Origin of the sequence: Paenibacillus sp. FSL H3-0457, assembly GCF_037981725.1 — a bacterium.
Lineage (GTDB): Bacteria > Bacillota > Bacilli > Paenibacillales > Paenibacillaceae > Paenibacillus > Paenibacillus amylolyticus.
The window spans coordinates 991,790-1,008,504 of sequence record NZ_CP150283.1; the positions used below are offsets into that span (position 1 = coordinate 991,790).

The 16,715-nt window shown below is 46.4% G+C and carries 10 protein-coding genes and 2 rRNA genes; 9 read left to right on the forward strand and 3 right to left on the reverse strand.

What is annotated here, in order from left to right; translation table 11 throughout:
- Positions 1-28 precede the first annotated feature (28 nt).
- The 4 genes from MHH25_RS04545 to MHH25_RS04560 all read left to right on the forward strand — a co-directional run bounded on the left by MHH25_RS04545 (position 29) and on the right by MHH25_RS04560 (position 4,340).
- On the forward strand, positions 29-1,204 hold the full coding sequence (locus MHH25_RS04545; protein WP_340019283.1) for an FxLYD domain-containing protein: 1,176 nt from the start codon (positions 29-31) through the stop codon (positions 1,202-1,204).
- Positions 1,205-1,218: 14 nt separating this feature from the next.
- Positions 1,219-2,367, forward strand: coding sequence for a trypsin-like peptidase domain-containing protein (locus MHH25_RS04550; protein WP_340019284.1), 1,149 nt, complete (start codon positions 1,219-1,221; stop codon positions 2,365-2,367).
- Positions 2,368-2,487: 120 nt separating this feature from the next.
- Positions 2,488-3,087, forward strand: a complete 600-nt coding sequence (locus tag MHH25_RS04555; protein WP_340020443.1) for a TetR family transcriptional regulator C-terminal domain-containing protein — start codon at positions 2,488-2,490, stop codon at positions 3,085-3,087.
- 32 nt (positions 3,088-3,119) lie between these two features.
- A complete protein-coding gene (locus tag MHH25_RS04560) occupies positions 3,120-4,340 on the forward strand; it encodes an MFS transporter (protein ID WP_036605966.1) in 1,221 nt (406 codons plus the stop codon).
- 101 nt (positions 4,341-4,441) lie between these two features.
- Here MHH25_RS04560 and MHH25_RS04565 read toward each other — a convergent pair whose 3' ends face one another.
- From MHH25_RS04565 to MHH25_RS04575, 3 genes are all read right to left on the reverse strand, one after another.
- Positions 4,442-5,851 carry a glycoside hydrolase family 1 protein gene (locus MHH25_RS04565; protein WP_340019285.1) on the reverse strand — a complete coding sequence of 470 codons (1,410 nt, stop codon included), beginning with the start codon at positions 5,849-5,851 and terminating at the stop codon, positions 4,442-4,444.
- A 42-nt stretch (positions 5,852-5,893) separates the two neighbouring features.
- Positions 5,894-7,792, reverse strand: a complete 1,899-nt coding sequence (locus MHH25_RS04570; protein ID WP_340019286.1) for a beta-glucoside-specific PTS transporter subunit IIABC — start codon at positions 7,790-7,792, stop codon at positions 5,894-5,896.
- Positions 7,793-7,977: 185 nt separating this feature from the next.
- The gene (locus MHH25_RS04575) at positions 7,978-8,838 is read right to left on the reverse strand and encodes a PRD domain-containing protein (RefSeq protein ID WP_340019287.1); all 861 of its coding nucleotides are present in this window, start codon (positions 8,836-8,838) and stop codon (positions 7,978-7,980) included.
- 312 nt (positions 8,839-9,150) lie between these two features.
- Here MHH25_RS04575 and MHH25_RS04580 point away from each other — a divergent pair, with 312 nt between their 5' ends.
- The 5 genes from MHH25_RS04580 to MHH25_RS04600 all read left to right on the forward strand — a co-directional run bounded on the left by MHH25_RS04580 (position 9,151) and on the right by MHH25_RS04600 (position 16,663).
- The gene (locus MHH25_RS04580) at positions 9,151-9,318 is read left to right on the forward strand and encodes a DUF3934 family protein (RefSeq protein ID WP_074093608.1); all 168 of its coding nucleotides are present in this window, start codon (positions 9,151-9,153) and stop codon (positions 9,316-9,318) included.
- Positions 9,319-9,483: 165 nt separating this feature from the next.
- Positions 9,484-9,915 carry a MarR family transcriptional regulator gene (locus MHH25_RS04585; protein WP_036605963.1) on the forward strand — a complete coding sequence of 144 codons (432 nt, stop codon included), beginning with the start codon at positions 9,484-9,486 and terminating at the stop codon, positions 9,913-9,915.
- Between the two features lie 80 nt (positions 9,916-9,995).
- The gene (locus MHH25_RS04590; RefSeq protein ID WP_340019288.1) at positions 9,996-11,171 is read left to right on the forward strand and encodes an ABC transporter permease; all 1,176 of its coding nucleotides are present in this window, start codon (positions 9,996-9,998) and stop codon (positions 11,169-11,171) included.
- 702 nt (positions 11,172-11,873) lie between these two features.
- Positions 11,874-13,426 (forward strand): 16S ribosomal RNA (locus MHH25_RS04595).
- Between the two features lie 311 nt (positions 13,427-13,737).
- Positions 13,738-16,663: ribosomal RNA gene (locus tag MHH25_RS04600) — 23S ribosomal RNA — on the forward strand.
- The 16S and 23S rRNA genes sit together here, the layout of an rRNA operon.
- Positions 16,664-16,715 lie beyond the last annotated feature (52 nt).

A 16,715-nucleotide genomic window follows, 5' to 3' on the forward strand; every position in this document is an offset into this window, starting at 1 on the left:
TAACACGTGCAGAAAGTGTAGAACCAAATTGAAAGAAACAAGCTCTACAGAGGAACAGATCTGGGCAGAAACAGCCATTGACTTGGATAAAGGAACGCAAAAAGCAATTGATTCGTTGTCCCGTCAGCAGCAACCAGCTTCCAAACAGGGAAATACGGGTCAAGGCCTTGCATTTAGCTGGATTATTCCCATACTTCTGGCAGTAGTTGTAGGAGCTTTGCTAACGTATTATTACAAGCAGGAAACAGGTATAAATGCAGAGGTTAAATCACTGCACCAACAGGCGGAACAGGCTGCACTAGAGGGAAAATATAAAGAGGCTCTCCAACTGCTGGACAGCGCTCTAACGAAACGACCGAACTATGATGCACTTATACAGGATCGGCAAATTACGGCGAAGGCGTTCAACTTGATGAATCAGCTGGATGAGGCATCCACAAGTCTGAAGACAGGAAAGCTGTCCGCAGGAGACAAGACCATTCAGGCTGTAGCCAAAGCGTTGATGGAGCGGGAAGAACCTGTTTTTGCCAAAGTGCGTACCGCATTCAACAACAGAAAGGTAACACTGGCCGTATTAAAGTTGAAAAAGGAAATCGACAGTTTGACAACAATTGAGGCACTAGCCGAGAAGTTGGACACCATATCAGACTTGAAAGGCAAGGAAGCTGAGACAGTAGAGAAGCAAATTGTCGACAAGCTCGCAAGCATAAGTTATAAAGAGGCGGAACAGCAAGTAAAGCAAAAGAATTTCACAATTGCGTTACAAACGGTCGACCAGGGATTGTCCTATGCGCCGGAAAATGAAAAACTGACTTCGTATCGTGAACGGGTGCTCAGTGAAAAAAAGGCATTTGAAAAAGCGGAAGCGGATCGGATTCAACTGGCGGAGCAACAGGCTGCAGAAGAAGATCTGATGAATCGAACGGCGGCAGTAAGTGTCGTGAACGTTGATGCGACGCTTGATATGTACGGGGATCTTTATATTAGCGGTTCATTGATCAATAATGCAACTCGTCCGATCTCTTCCATTACAGTGTTGATTGATATTTATAATATAGACGGTATGTATCTGGGCCAAACTTATGCAGATGTGTATCCAAGCTGGCTGGATGTGGGGGAAGAAGGTTTTTTTGAAACCTATTATTATGGTGTGTACGAGGAAGCGGAAATCTCTGTTGTGAATGCAACGTGGTATCTCGAATAGGAGGACAGGTTGGAATGACCAAACGAACATGGAGTATGATCATATCCAGTGCTATTATTATTGGTGCTGGAGCAGGGGGCGTGTTCTGGATACACCAGCATTCAGCAGATCAGTTGCAGGATGGGCCCAGACTGGCAGTTGTTGTCGCGAAGGAAACGGAAAATGCGGCAGCCACGACTGCCTCCAAGCAACCTGTGAAGAAGACACGCAAACAGATTATAGAAGAAAGCCAGAAGAAAGTTGTAACGATCGAGAGTAGCAGCGGATTGGGCTCCGGTTTTCTCTACAATGATCAGGGAGATGTCGTGACCAATGCCCATGTAGTGGAGGGGGCGAATGAAGTAACTATTCGGACCTTGAACCATGAGGAATATAAGGGGACGGTTATTGGTATTGGTGATGAAACAGACGTAGCTGTAGTCAGAGTTCCTGATTTGAAAAAAGTTAAACCGTTAATCATCGCCAAATCCAAAGCTGAGACCGGAGACGAGATTCTGGCATTGGGTAGTCCACTTGGGCTAGAGAACACCGTAACAACCGGAATCATCAGTGGGTTGGGGCGTAGCTTTGAAATAGCGCCTTACATCTATAGTAACCTCTATCAGATCTCGGCACCAATAACCCATGGCAACAGTGGTGGACCACTCATTAGTGCGGAGACTGGTGAAGTGATCGGCATTAATTCGGCGGTCGTGGAACAGGAGGGGGGAATAGGATTCAGTATTCCTATGACTAGTGTGCTCAAGCAGGTTCAGGCATGGTCCAAAAATCCTTCTGGCACAACGTCGGTACGGACGGTTGGAGATACTGACTTGGGTTCAGCCACTAAGACATTGCAAGCAGAAGGAATTGTAACGGACTTTTATACAAGCCTTAATCTGAGTGATTATGTCACGGCCTATGCACTGCTCGGAAGCGAGTGGCAGAGTGCTACAACATATGCCAAGTTCAGAGAAGGATATCTGAATACAAGTGAGGTGACCATCAGTGAGGTATCCTCAGTCAATAAAGGCGATGACGAGATGGAAGTGAAGGCAACGATTACAGCAAATGAACGCAAAGATGGGGAATATATAATATCGCAATATCGGGTCGAGTATCAGTTAGGTTATGAGAATGGTCAACTGAAAATATTGCATGGTAAAGGTAAAAAAGTGAAATGATTGTGGAGGGAGAGTGGGCATGCGTGCCAATTCTCCTTTTTCATTGCTTATATTGGGTGCATCTGTTAAAATACAGAACGAATGTTCAGTATGGATGGGACGGAGTGAAATGGAATGAATATGAATAAAAAACAACTACAGACTGAGCAGACCAAGAAAAAACTTGCGGATGCTTCCAAAGCCCTTTTTGTACAAAAAGGTTATAAAGCAACGTCCATTGAGGATATTGTAGCTGCGACGGGCAGCAGCAAAGGCAATATATATTACCATTTTAAAAGTAAAGAAGGTCTGTTCCTCTATCTAATCGATGAGTGGGATCGGGAGTGGCAAGCGAGTTGGGCGGCCAAAGAACATCTCTATCGTACCTCCACGGAGAAGATTTATGGTTTGGCGGAACAATTAGTTCTGGACGATATGAATCACCCGCTGACAAAGGCGGCTGATGAGTTCTTCACAGGGGAAAAGAAAGAAAACGATATTGAGGAGCGGATCTCCTTAATGTTTGAGCGGCATATTCAATTTAATAAACAAATGATAGACCAAGGCATTGAGAACGGTGAGTTCAAAGCAGACAATGTAGACAATCTTGCACTGATACTGGAAAGTACCATTATTGGTCTTAGTCAGATGTCACGGGGGATGGAACCTGATCAGGCTCTCGCTCTATATCGTCAGGCCGCTAGTGTACTCTTGCACGGGATTGCAAAAGATAAAGCTTAAGCAACATTTTGACAACTACGGAGGATGGAATCATGGCATTACTAACACGGAACAGGGGCGCACTGCTGCTGTTAATGTTTAATATTTTTCTCGTTTTTACGGGTATTGGTCTGGTTGTACCGATCATGCCTGCGTATATGGATCTACTGCATATCACCGGATTCACGGTTGGATTGCTGGTAGCGGCATTTTCCTTCACCCAGTTTCTGTTCTCCCCGCTTGCGGGTCGTTGGTCGGATACATGGGGACGTAAAAAAATTATCGTTGGCGGCATGCTGATCTTTGCCGTATCCGAGTTTATGTTTGGTGCGGTCAATGCACCAGTCTTGCTCTTCGCAGCCCGGATGTTAGGCGGTATTGGTGCGGCGATGATCTTCCCGGCGGTTATGGCTTACACCGCAGATATTACAACAGAGGAAGAACGCGGCAAAGGTATGGGCTTGATTAATGCAGCGATTACAACCGGATTTATCATCGGTCCGGGAATTGGTGGATACATTGCGGACTTTGGCATTCGAATTCCATTCTACGCCGCTGGGGTTGCCGGTTTGCTGGCATCCATCATTACATTGATTATTTTGCCGGAATCTGCACGAAGTACAGGAGAACAAAGTAAACCTATCCCTGGTTTAACGAAGGTCAAAGCTCCGGGTATGGTATCCCAATTGCTGAATTCATACCGTGAACCGTACTTTTTCAGCTTGATTATTGTGTTTGTTATGGCATTTGGTCTGGCGAACTATGAGACGGTATTTTCACTATTTGTGGATCACAAGTTTGGCTTCACGACCAAAGACATTGCATTTATTATTACTTTTGGTTCCATCGCGGGTGCGGTTGTACAAGTATCTCTGATCGGTTGGTTGCTCAACCGGTTTGGTGAAAAGATGGTTATATCGGTCTGTCTGTTATTTGTAGCCGTATTTGTACTGTTGACCTTGTTTGTAAGTACGTACTGGATGATTCTTGTCGTAACGTTTATCGTCTTTCTGGGTATGGACATTTTGCGTCCGGCGATCAGTACACAGATGTCCAAACTGGCACAAGAACAACAAGGCTTTGTGGCCGGACTGAACTCGGCTTATACCAGTTTGGGGAATATCGCAGGTCCGATCGTAGCTGGAGCATTATTCGATGTGAATATTAACTATCCTTATGTGTCGGCAGCTGCCGTTCTGGCGATCTGTTTCCTTTTATCCCTACGGGTACTTAGAGGGGCCAAAGCGGTAAAACAACCGAAGGCTGAAATGTAATTTTATAATTGGAAAAGAAAGCTCCCACATCAATTCATCAAAAACCAAAAAGTCGATTGCACATGAAACTTGTGCAGTCGACTTTTTTAATATCAGGTGTATTAACGAATTTCTCCATTCGTTTCAATCAGTTTTTGATACCAGTGGAAACTCTGTTTGCGGATACGTCTCAATTCCTTGATATCGAATTCCTCACGATCCACATAGATGAATCCATAACGTTTGCTCGACCCTTGATGTGTGCTGACCAGATCAATCGCAGACCAAGGGCAGAAGCCAAATACATCCACGCCGTCCGTAATTGCCAGTTGAATCTGATCGATATGTTTCTTGAAGAACTCAATACGATATGGATCGTTAACCACGTCGCCTTCCTCCAGTTTATCAAAGGCCCCCAGACCGTTTTCCGTAACAATCAATGGCAGATGATAACGGGAGTAAATCTGGCGAAGGGTAGAGCGGAAGCCCACGGGATCAATTTCCCAACCAAACTCCGTTTTTTGCAGATTAGGATTCACAGATCCTCTATATGCGCCCGGTTCACCTACGATTTCATGCTGGTCTCCTGTATGAGAGAAGTCATTGCCATCGTTCAGACTTTCACCAACCGTCTGGGAAGTGTAGTAGTTAAATGCAATAAAGTCAGGGTTTCCTTGAGCCAGGATGTCCATATCTCCGTCTTCAATGATGGGAGTATATCCTTTCTCTTCGAGATAACTCCAGGCAATATGATTATAACGCCCATATACCGCCATATCGAGATAGAGCCAGTTACGAATGGCAGCATAGTTATCAGCAGCGAGTGTGTCTTCTGGTTTGGAGCTCGCCGGGTAAATCACACCGATATTAGGAGCTGGGCCAATTTTGGCTTCAGGCAGCATATCATGACATAGCACCATGGCTTTAGCTTGAGCAACCAGCATATGGTGATTTTGCTGATACAGTGTTTTTTGCGGATCAACAAGTGTTGTATCCAGTGTACCCAGAGAGCCAGGATGCAGGATCAGCATATTTTGTTCGTTGATGGTCAGCCAATATTTAACCCGATCTCCGTAGTTCTCATATAGGGTCTTGGCATATTGTTCAAAAGCATCAATCGTTGCACGGTTGGACCAGCCCCCTTTTTCTTCAAGCGCATAAGGAAGATCGAAATGATACATGGTCACAATGGGTTCAATACCGTATTTAATTAATTCATTAATGAGAGAGTCGTAAAAGGCGAGTCCCTTCGGATTAACCTCACCCGCTCCTTGCGGGTAAATGCGTGTCCATGCGATGGAGAAACGGTAGGCTTTAAAGCCCATTTCGGCGAGCAACGCCACATCTTCTTTGTACATATGATAGTGATCACTGGTTACCTTGAAGTCGGTTACGCCTTCCACATGATTCCCCATGTCGATGACAGAAGGGCCTTTACCATCTTCATTCCAGGCTCCCTCAATCTGATAGGCAGAGGTTGAACCTCCCCAGAAAAAATCTTTAGGAAATGGTTTCAGTTGAGTATGTTTCATAGTTAGCTCCTCCTAAGTTGAATTCATATAATATAAGTTGGGTCAGACAACGAGAGTCAACAGGACATCGTTTTTCTGTACATGTTCTTGATTCGTTTCGAACACATCCACTTCTTGCTGCGTTAGGGTCACAATGACAGGGGTTACGGTTTCGTATCCGGCTTCCTTGATCTTATCGATGTCAAACTGGATCAACAGATCGCCCTGTCTGACGATATCACCTTCCTGAACAACTGGAGAGAAGTGTTTTCCCTTCAGCGCTACTGTGTTGATGCCAATATGAATCAGGATTTCTGTTCCTGCGTTGGTGGTTAATCCAATGGCATGTCCAGTCGGGAAGAGGGAAGTGACAACACCGTCTACCGGAGCGACAACTTCACCAATCTCAGGGACAATCGCCAAACCTTTCCCCATAGCACCAGTCGAAAAAGCCGGGTCATTAATGGTACTCAGTGCTACGGCTTTACCAGTAAGTGGGCTATAGATTTGTTCTTTCTTGATCTCCGTTGTTTTGGTCTCAGGAACGACAGGAAGTTCAGCCGGCGTACTTTCAGCCGATGTGCTGGAGACAGAATCATCTTTCTCGGAAACTGTGTCTTTCTTTTTGCTTTCATAACCAAACATCACCGTTAATACCGCGGCTACCGCAAAGGAGCAGGCAATCGCAATCACGTAGACAACCGTTGGTGTATAGACAGGAATGGCAAATATATTGTGGAACACATAAGCAGTCATTTTAACACCAAAGTGACCATTGATGGCACCGCCGATCGCACCTGCGATGACCACGATAGGAATCACACGTTTATAACGCAAGATCAGACCATATACGATTGGTTCAGTTACTCCTGCAAGCAAACCGGTAAGGCTGGTCGAGCCAGCAAGAGTGCGCAGGGTTTTGTTCTTTTTGGCTTTCAGGAAAATACCGAAGGCTACACCGATTTGTGCAAATACAGCTGCAGCAGCCATGGCTTCAATCGGATCGCCGCCAACCCCGATGTTCTGTATCGTGATTGGAGTGAAGCCCCAGTGGAGTCCGAACACAACCATGAAGGTCATGAAACCACCCAGTACAACCCCTGATAATATACCGCTGACACCAATGAGCCAAGTTACGCCGGAAGAGATCCAGTCACCTACTGTGGTGCCAAATGGTCCAAAGGCCATTGCGGACAGAGGAACCATAATCATCAAAGCAATCATCGGTACAAGGAACAATTGCAGGTCTTTCAAAATGATTTTCTTGAGTAACTTATCGAGAACAGCGTAGATACTAATCGATATGAAGATTGGGAATACGCTGGCTGAATAATTCATCATGACAACCGGTATACCCAGGAATGATACATCGGAGCCCTTATCCATCAGCCCGGTGAAGCTCGGTTCCATCAGAGCGGCACCAATTACACCAGCTACATAAGGATTGGCTTTCAGCTTCATACCCAGTGTGATGCCGAGGAAGATAGGCAAGAAATAAAATACAGCGTTGCCGGCAGCAGATAAAATCAGGTATGTGTCACTTGTATCCGACATCCATCCGAGCATGGTCAGGACAGTCAGCAAAGCTTTTAGCATACCTGATCCTGCCATAGCCGGGATTAACGGTGAGAAACTTCCGGATATAATTTCAAAAACTTTGGATAATAGCGAGTTTTTTTCCCCTGTGGACTCAGCCGATGAGGAGGAATCTCCTCCGAAATCTCGGTTTTTCATGATCTCCGCATATACATGAGCCACGTTACTACCGATGACAACCTGGAACTGGCCGCCGCTTTCTACAACGGTAATAATGCCGTCATGCTTTTCAAGCGTTTCGCGTTCGGCCTTTTTCGAATCTTTCAGGTCGAATCTCAGCCGGGTCGCACAGTGGACAAGACCATTGATATTGGCTTCTCCGCCGACGAGACGAACGATGTCATCCCCCATTTTTTTATGATCCATGTTCATTCTCCTTTGTTGTTAAGATTGCCTGAAAACAAAAAAATACCTAAACGAATGGCTATGATCATCGGAAAGATGACCTGTTGCCAATCATTTAGGTATCGCCTGCTTGAGCAGTAACAATCCTTGTCGTTAAGTTGTGAGACCTACTATATATGACGCCGAAATCGTTTGCAAGCTTTTTTTTATTCTGTGTCGAGTAGCTCGTTACGGGAAGTGACACGTTGAATATGGATCGTCAAATACACCTTTTCATCAATGGACATAGCACTTTCAAACTTGTCTTCAAGGTACTGATTGATCCGCTGTGTGCACTCAAAAGCGTTGCTATATTTGTCCTTCACCTGTTCATACAGAAAGTTGTCTCCTGAAGCAAATTGCTCCTGTTCATTACTCAACATTCTTTGCACAAAATATTGAAGATGGGTAATAAACCGTGAATAATTAAATGAATTTTCGTCCAGAGCGATCTGGTAGTGGTTGGTCACAATGTTGAAGATATCATCAATAACTTCGGTAATTTCAACGGTTTGTTTCATGCCTTGAGCATCTTGACGAGCGTTTACAAAATGCATCGCAATAAAGCTGGCTTCATGTTCATCCATTTGGATGCCGAATTGTTCCTGAATCAGCTCCACAGCGTTCATGCCAATCCCAAACTCCTTCTTGTAAAACTTCTTGATCTGCCACAAAAGGGAATTTTTCAGCCCGACGGATTTACGGTACCGGGTAATGGCAAACTGAATATGATCGATCAATGATATATAGATATTATCACTAAAAATATCGCCCATCTCCTGTTTGGCATGGCCCACAATTTCGTCCGCTAACTTCAAATATTCGACCGACGTTTCCCCAATCAGATCGATTAATTTTTGTGGTATTTTATCCGATTTAAGCACAAAGGTTTTTTCGATTTTATCCTCATCCACAGGCTGTCCATTTTTCTTTTTGAAGCCAAGACCGTTGCCAATGACAACAAATTCGTGACCAACCTGGTTCTCAGCCCGGATGACATTGTTGTTAAAAATCTGACGGATGATCATATATGTGTTTCACCTCAATTGGTCGTAATAATAACAAAAAACCCAAACTAAGGCTTAATAGACAGCCTTGGTTTGGGTATCGCCTGCTTACCAGTAACAATCCCGAAGAAGACGTAGCTTCCTCTTTCAATTATGTCCACTATACCGCTTTCATAACAGAATAACAATACAATGATTTATGGAAATGGACGTAAAGACGTGGATTTTTGGTATAATAAGAATTGCTGGAAGTGAATTAGATGGGCTGGGTTGCATGATAAGTTACCGAGGACGGTCATTTTTAAGCATATACAGGATTATTGGAGTGATAACATGAGCAATGCAAAAGGAAAAGGCGGCACCGGCCGTGGTACGGGTAAAAAAGGATGGAACCGTTGGCAAGCCGCTGCTAACCGGGCGAAAAGTGCACCGAAGCCTTATAAAAGTAAAGGTACAAAGAAGAAGGACGATACCGAAACTTCAAGTGGCAAGCCCGAGTAAGTGTGGCTTGACGATGCCAGAGGAGAGAGCTGCCTGACTAACGGGTGGGTCTCTTTTTGCTTGAAAAGATAAAAAATTAAATTGACAGTAATGTAAATATGGTAATAATATAGAGCTTACGCAAATTAGATGGTAGTGCTACTATATAGAGAAAGGAGCAACAGCATGCCTGTTAATATGGATGAAAATCCACTTGGACTGATACTGTCACGGACGTATCTGGCATACAAAAAAACAACAACCAGAAATCTGAGTGAACAGGATATTACTCCGGAACAATTTGCAGTCTTGAATGAATTGAGCAAGGCTGGAAGCCATATATCACAGAAAAAACTGGCTGAGTTAACAGTGCGGGACCAGACAACGGTAGGCAAAATTATAGACAAGTTGATTCGCAAAGGTCTGGTGACAAGAGAAGAAGATCCACAGGATCGCAGAGCGGTTTTGCTTTGTTTGACGGCGGAAGGACTGGAAATGAATAACGTTCTTACACCAAAGGCAAAACAGCAAGAGCAAGAGGCACTCGCCGAATGTTCCCCTGAAGAGCTTGAAGCATTCATGAATGTGATGAATCGCATCTATGAGAAGATGAAATAAATTTTTTTGACCAAATATGTGCATGTGCATATATATGTAGTGCAATTATTTTAATTTTAACTAATGGGAGTCGTGAACGAATGAGAAGCTTCAAAGATTTTCTTAAAGTGCCACAGACAAAAATAGGATTGGTTTTTGCATTGATTGTTCCGCTGTTATTTGTTGTGATCTGGATGACGGGTTATCATCAAGCCACGGAGAGAGTGGATCAACTTCAAGTTGCTCTGGTGAACGAAGACGGGACACAGGGAAAAGAGGTGCAGAAGCAGATTGAAACGCTCGCGCCTTTCCATGTCAATGTACTGGGTTCTGCCGAGGAAGCTGAGCAACAGATGAATGCAGGTAACTATGCGATGGTTATTGTTATTCCGGAAGGATTCACTGACCAGATTGCAGGAGGCACAGAGGCGAGCTTACCCTTTTATATCAATCAGGGAAATGCCGATGTAGCCAAATCCATTGTGGAACATGCTGCGACCGGAATGACTGCACAAATGGGTCAAGGGATTCTGGAATCCAAGGTTCAAGTGACACTCAATAACGATAGTATAAATAGCGATGAACTGAGTGCAACTATTGGACAAGCGATGGCGAAGATGAATGAAGGGCCTGTGAAGGCTGAAATTAATAAAACGAACAGCGTGAGTGATTTTGCAACATCGATGCTGCCCATGATTCTGGGTTTTATCACCTATATTGCTTCGATGACTATGAATATTCAGTTTAATATTACGTCGAATATCATGAAGCGTACCCATTCCAAATGGGAAATCTTCTGGGGACGGCAATTGCTGTTATTGTGTATAGCTTTGATTGTTCCCCTAATTGTGGATACAGTAGCTCTTCAGTTCACAGATGTTGCGAGCTCCTTCGGCGCTTTGTATCTGTATCATGTGCTGGTGAGTCTGGCTTGTATCTGTTTTACACAAATGAGTTTTGCCCTGTTTGGCAATGCAGGTCCTCTATTTAATGTAGCGATGATTCCGCTCCAGTTGATGACAGCAGGAAATATAATTCCAGCCGAGATGCTGGCGCCATTCTACCGTTATATCGGAAACTTTCTGCCCGCTTCCAATGGGGTACAGGGATTTATGCGTTTGATCTATAGTGGAGAAGCAGTTGGGGGATACATGGTTCATCTTCTATTGATCTCGATTATTACGTGGGGAATTACGTTGCTGCGAGTTGGTATGCAAAAAGCAGGTAATGGACAAATGACGATGACGCCTCCAGCATCAGCACAGGCACAACATTAAGAGTTTCCTTCTATATATAATGTAATGACACACAAGAAAGTGGTTCACGTATAGTTATATGCGTGCATCACTTTTTTTGTTTATCTTTTATAATACCTCTACTTATACTCGTGGTAACTTACAGTGCCCCCAGTAATCTTGCATGACCTTGATAAAAGGACAACCTAAATTGAGCATATTAATGAAGCTGAAATATAAGAGAGGAGATATAGGCTAATAAGTTTAAAATCAATTAGACATGTATTACGATGTATGAATTGAAAAAATGTCATTTAAGCTATAATAAACTTTACACTGGGATAGAGGAGAGCGACACAGTAAAGGTAGTTGATTTGTGGTAAATGAATTTTATTAAATTAAGTATTGTAATTAATATCTATACGTGATATATTATTAATCCGGCCAAGAAAACACGGTTTAACACTGGTGTGGCAAGCAAATGAAATAAGCTTCGAAAGAAACTTAAAAAAAGAGCTTGCAAAGTTGGTTCGGACATGATATTATATAAGAGTTGCTGAAGAGAACGACATTCGGTAACGAAATAAGTTTGATCTTTGAAAACTGAACAACGAGTGAGTAAACATTCTGCTTGCAGAATGAACGCGAAAGTTTGAGACAAGCCTTGGCTTGGATCGACTGGAGCACAAATGAGATTTTTAATCTCGTCAGATTCAAAATGAGCTTATCGCTCTTTTCAATACTTTATTGGAGAGTTTGATCCTGGCTCAGGACGAACGCTGGCGGCATGCCTAATACATGCAAGTCGAGCGGAGTTGATAGGAAGCTTGCTTCCTTGATACTTAGCGGCGGACGGGTGAGTAACACGTAGGCAACCTGCCCTCAAGTTTGGGACAACTACCGGAAACGGTAGCTAATACCGAATAATTGTTTTCTTCGCCTGAAGGAAACTGGAAAGACGGAGCAATCTGTCACTTGGGGATGGGCCTGCGGCGCATTAGCTAGTTGGTGAGGTAACGGCTCACCAAGGCGACGATGCGTAGCCGACCTGAGAGGGTGATCGGCCACACTGGGACTGAGACACGGCCCAGACTCCTACGGGAGGCAGCAGTAGGGAATCTTCCGCAATGGGCGAAAGCCTGACGGAGCAATGCCGCGTGAGTGATGAAGGTTTTCGGATCGTAAAGCTCTGTTGCCAGGGAAGAACGCTTGGGAGAGTAACTGCTCTCAAGGTGACGGTACCTGAGAAGAAAGCCCCGGCTAACTACGTGCCAGCAGCCGCGGTAATACGTAGGGGGCAAGCGTTGTCCGGAATTATTGGGCGTAAAGCGCGCGCAGGCGGTCATTTAAGTCTGGTGTTTAATCCCGGGGCTCAACCCCGGATCGCACTGGAAACTGGGTGACTTGAGTGCAGAAGAGGAGAGTGGAATTCCACGTGTAGCGGTGAAATGCGTAGATATGTGGAGGAACACCAGTGGCGAAGGCGACTCTCTGGGCTGTAACTGACGCTGAGGCGCGAAAGCGTGGGGAGCAAACAGGATTAGATACCCTGGTAGTCCACGCCGTAAACGATGAGTGCTAGGTGTTAGGGGTTTCGATACCCTTGGTGCCGAAGTTAACACATTAAGCACTCCGCCTGGGGAGTACGGTCGCAAGACTGAAACTCAAAGGAATTGACGGGGACCCGCACAAGCAGTGGAGTATGTGGTTTAATTCGAAGCAACGCGAAGAACCTTACCAGGTCTTGACATCCCTCTGATCGATGCAGAGATGTATCTTTCCTTCGGGACAGAGGAGACAGGTGGTGCATGGTTGTCGTCAGCTCGTGTCGTGAGATGTTGGGTTAAGTCCCGCAACGAGCGCAACCCTTATATTTAGTTGCCAGCATTTCGGATGGGCACTCTAGATAGACTGCCGGTGACAAACCGGAGGAAGGTGGGGATGACGTCAAATCATCATGCCCCTTATGACCTGGGCTACACACGTACTACAATGGCCGGTACAACGGGCTGCGAAATCGCGAGATGGAGCCAATCCCAACAAAGCCGGTCTCAGTTCGGATTGCAGGCTGCAACTCGCCTGCATGAAGTCGGAATTGCTAGTAATCGCGGATCAGCATGCCGCGGTGAATACGTTCCCGGGTCTTGTACACACCGCCCGTCACACCACGAGAGTTTATAACACCCGAAGTCGGTGGGGTAACCGCAAGGAGCCAGCCGCCGAAGGTGGGATAGATGATTGGGGTGAAGTCGTAACAAGGTAGCCGTATCGGAAGGTGCGGCTGGATCACCTCCTTTCTATGGAGAATCGTTTCCTGCAACGGAAACATTCAAATACGCAGCTTAGCTGCAAAAACACTCACTCGTTGTTCGGTTTTGAGAGCTCAAACTCTCAAACAGCTTGCTTTTGCATGGAGCTTGTTCTTTGAAAACTAGATATCGAAACGAAACAAACGCGAATTAGAACATTCCTTTTTAGCTGAACTTGTGCAAACAAGTCAAGTGTATAAAGGTAGTTAAATTGCTTTTGTGAGGGTATCGGGTGAGAGCGACTTTTGGCTTTGCGCAAGCAAAACAAGGGAAGCGAGCGACCGAAACCGGAACAAAATGGTTAAGCTACTAAGAGCACACGGAGGATGCCTAGGCGCTAGGAGCCGATGAAGGACGTGGCGAACAACGAAACTGCCTCGGGGAGCTGTAAGCAAGCTTTGATCCGGGGGTGTCCGAATGGGGAAACCCAGCTGGGGTAATTTCCAGTTACTCATAACTGAATACATAGGTTATGTAGAGGCATACCAGGGGAACTGAAACATCTAAGTACCCTGAGGAAGAGAAAACAATAGTGATTCCGTCAGTAGCGGCGAGCGAACGCGGAGAAGCCCAAACCAAAGAGCTTGCTCTTTGGGGTTGTGGGACGTCTCACATGGAGTTACAAAGGAACCGGTTAAGCGAAGAGGTCTGGAAAGGCCCGCCAAAGAAGGTAAAAGCCCTGTAGTTGAAAGTTGGTTCCCTCCGAGACGGATCCCGAGTAGTGCGGGGCACGTGAAACCCCGTATGAATCCGGCAGGACCATCTGCCAAGGCTAAATACTTCCTAGCGACCGATAGTGAAGCAGTACCGTGAGGGAAAGGTGAAAAGCACCCCGGAAGGGGAGTGAAATAGAACCTGAAACCGTGTGCTTACAAAAAGTCAGAGCCCGTTTTAGGGGTGATGGCGTGCCTTTTGTAGAATGAACCGGCGAGTTACGTTCCCGTGCAAGGTTAAGGTGAAGAGCCGGAGCCGCAGCGAAAGCGAGTCTGAATAGGGCGAATGAGTACGTGGACGTAGACCCGAAACCGGGTGATCTACCCCTGTCCAGGGTGAAGGTGCGGTAACACGCACTGGAGGCCCGAACCCACGCATGTTGAAAAATGCGGGGATGAGGTGGGGGTAGCGGAGAAATTCCAATCGAACTCGGAGATAGCTGGTTCTCCCCGAAATAGCTTTAGGGCTAGCCTCGGAAAACAGAGTCGTGGAGGTAGAGCACTGATTGGGTGCGGGGCCCGCAAGGGTTACCAAGCTCAGTCAAACTCCGAATGCCATAGACTTACTTCCGGGAGTCAGACAGTGAGTGCTAAGATCCATTGTCAAAAGGGAAACAGCCCAGACCATCAGCTAAGGTCCCCAAGTGTGTGTTAAGTGGGAAAGGATGTGGAGTTGCACAGACAACCAGGATGTTGGCTTAGAAGCAGCCACCATTGAAAGAGTGCGTAATAGCTCACTGGTCGAGTGACTCTGCGCCGAAAATGTAACGGGGCTAAACACACCACCGAAGCTATGGCTTGATGCTTTGCATCAGGGGTAGGGGAGCGTTGTATAAGGGTTGAAGGTGTACCGTAAGGAGCGCTGGACATTATACAAGTGAGAATGCCGGTATGAGTAACGAAAAGATCAGTGAGAATCTGATCCGCCGAAAGCCTAAGGGTTCCTGAGGAAGGCTCGTCCGCTCAGGGTAAGTCGGGACCTAAGGCGAGGCCGAAAGGCGTAGTCGAAGGACAACAGGTCGAAATTCCTGTACCACCGTAAGCCGTTATGAGCAATGGGGGGACGCAGTAGGGTAGTGACGCGGACTGATGGATGTCCGTCTAAGCAGTAAGGCTGATGTGTAGGCAAATCCGCACATTGTAAGGCTGAGCTGTGATGGGGAGCGAAAATTATAGTAGCGAAGGTCATGATCTCACACTGCCAAGAAAAGCCTCTAGCCAGGTGATGGTGCCCGTACCGCAAACCGACACAGGTAGGCGAGAAGAGTATTCTAAGGCGCGCGGAAGAACTCTCGTTAAGGAACTCGGCAAAATGACCCCGTAACTTCGGGAGAAGGGGTGCCCCGGTAGTGTGAATAGCACGAGGGGGCCGCAGTGAAAAGGCCCAAGCGACTGTTTAGCAAAAACACAGGTCTGTGCGAAGCCGTAAGGCGAAGTATACGGGCTGACGCCTGCCCGGTGCTGGAAGGTTAAGGGGAGTGGTTAGGAGCAATCCGAAGCTGTGAACCGAAGCCCCAGTAAACGGCGGCCGTAACTATAACGGTCCTAAGGTAGCGAAATTCCTTGTCAGGTAAATTCTGACCCGCACGAATGGCGTAACGACTTGGGCGCTGTCTCAACGAGAGATCCGGTGAAATTTTAATACCTGTGAAGATGCAGGTTACCCGCGACAAGACGGAAAGACCCCATGGAGCTTTACTGCAGCTTGATATTGAATTTGGGTACGATCTGTACAGGATAGGTGGGAGCCTTTGAAACGTGAGCGCCAGCTTGCGTGGAGGCAACGTTGGGATACCACCCTGATCGTATCTAGGTTCTAACCTAGTACCGTAATCCGGTGCGGGGACAGTGTCAGGTGGGCAGTTTGACTGGGGCGGTCGCCTCCTAAAGAGTAACGGAGGCGCCCAAAGGTTCCCTCAGAATGGTTGGAAATCATTCGAAGAGTGCAAAGGCATAAGGGAGCTTGACTGCGAGACCTACAAGTCGAGCAGGGACGAAAGTCGGGCTTAGTGATCCGGTGGTACCGCATGGAAGGGCCATCGCTCAACGGATAAAAGCTACCCTGGGGATAACAGGCTTATCTCCCCCAAGAGTCCACATCGACGGGGAGGTTTGGCACCTCGATGTCGGCTCATCGCATCCTGGGGCTGAAGTAGGTCCCAAGGGTTGGGCTGTTCGCCCATTAAAGCGGTACGCGAGCTGGGTTCAGAACGTCGTGAGACAGTTCGGTCCCTATCTGTCGTGGGCGTAGGAAATTTGAGAGGAGCTGTCCTTAGTACGAGAGGACCGGGATGGACGTACCGCTGGTGTACCAGTTGTTCCGCCAGGAGCACCGCTGGGTAGCTATGTACGGACGGGATAAACGCTGAAAGCATCTAAGCGTGAAGCCCCCCTCAAGATGAGATTTCCCAGTATGTAAGACCCCTTGAAGACGACGAGGTAGATAGGCTGGGGGTGGAAGTGCAGCAATGCATGGAGCTGACCAGTACTAATCGGTCGAGGGCTTATCCAATAGCAAGTGATAATTCGCATGTTTCGTTTCGAATCTAGTTTTCAGAGAACGA

What these genes read in the sequence shown, in the direction of transcription:
- MHH25_RS04590 (WP_340019288.1), top strand. Translation starts at nt 9,996, where the DNA reads ATGAGAAGCTTCAAAGATTTTCTTAAAGTGCCACAGACAAAAATAGGA.
- MHH25_RS04555 (WP_340020443.1), top strand. Translation starts at nt 2,488, where the DNA reads ATGAATAAAAAACAACTACAGACTGAGCAGACCAAGAAAAAACTTGCG.
- MHH25_RS04580 (WP_074093608.1), top strand. Translation starts at nt 9,151, where the DNA reads ATGAGCAATGCAAAAGGAAAAGGCGGCACCGGCCGTGGTACGGGTAAA.
- MHH25_RS04565 (WP_340019285.1), bottom strand. Translation starts at nt 5,851, where the DNA reads ATGAAACATACTCAACTGAAACCATTTCCTAAAGATTTTTTCTGGGGA.
- MHH25_RS04570 (WP_340019286.1), bottom strand. Translation starts at nt 7,792, where the DNA reads ATGGATCATAAAAAAATGGGGGATGACATCGTTCGTCTCGTCGGCGGA.
- MHH25_RS04585 (WP_036605963.1), top strand. Translation starts at nt 9,484, where the DNA reads ATGCCTGTTAATATGGATGAAAATCCACTTGGACTGATACTGTCACGG.
- MHH25_RS04550 (WP_340019284.1), top strand. Translation starts at nt 1,219, where the DNA reads ATGACCAAACGAACATGGAGTATGATCATATCCAGTGCTATTATTATT.
- MHH25_RS04560 (WP_036605966.1), top strand. Translation starts at nt 3,120, where the DNA reads ATGGCATTACTAACACGGAACAGGGGCGCACTGCTGCTGTTAATGTTT.
- MHH25_RS04575 (WP_340019287.1), bottom strand. Translation starts at nt 8,838, where the DNA reads ATGATCATCCGTCAGATTTTTAACAACAATGTCATCCGGGCTGAGAAC.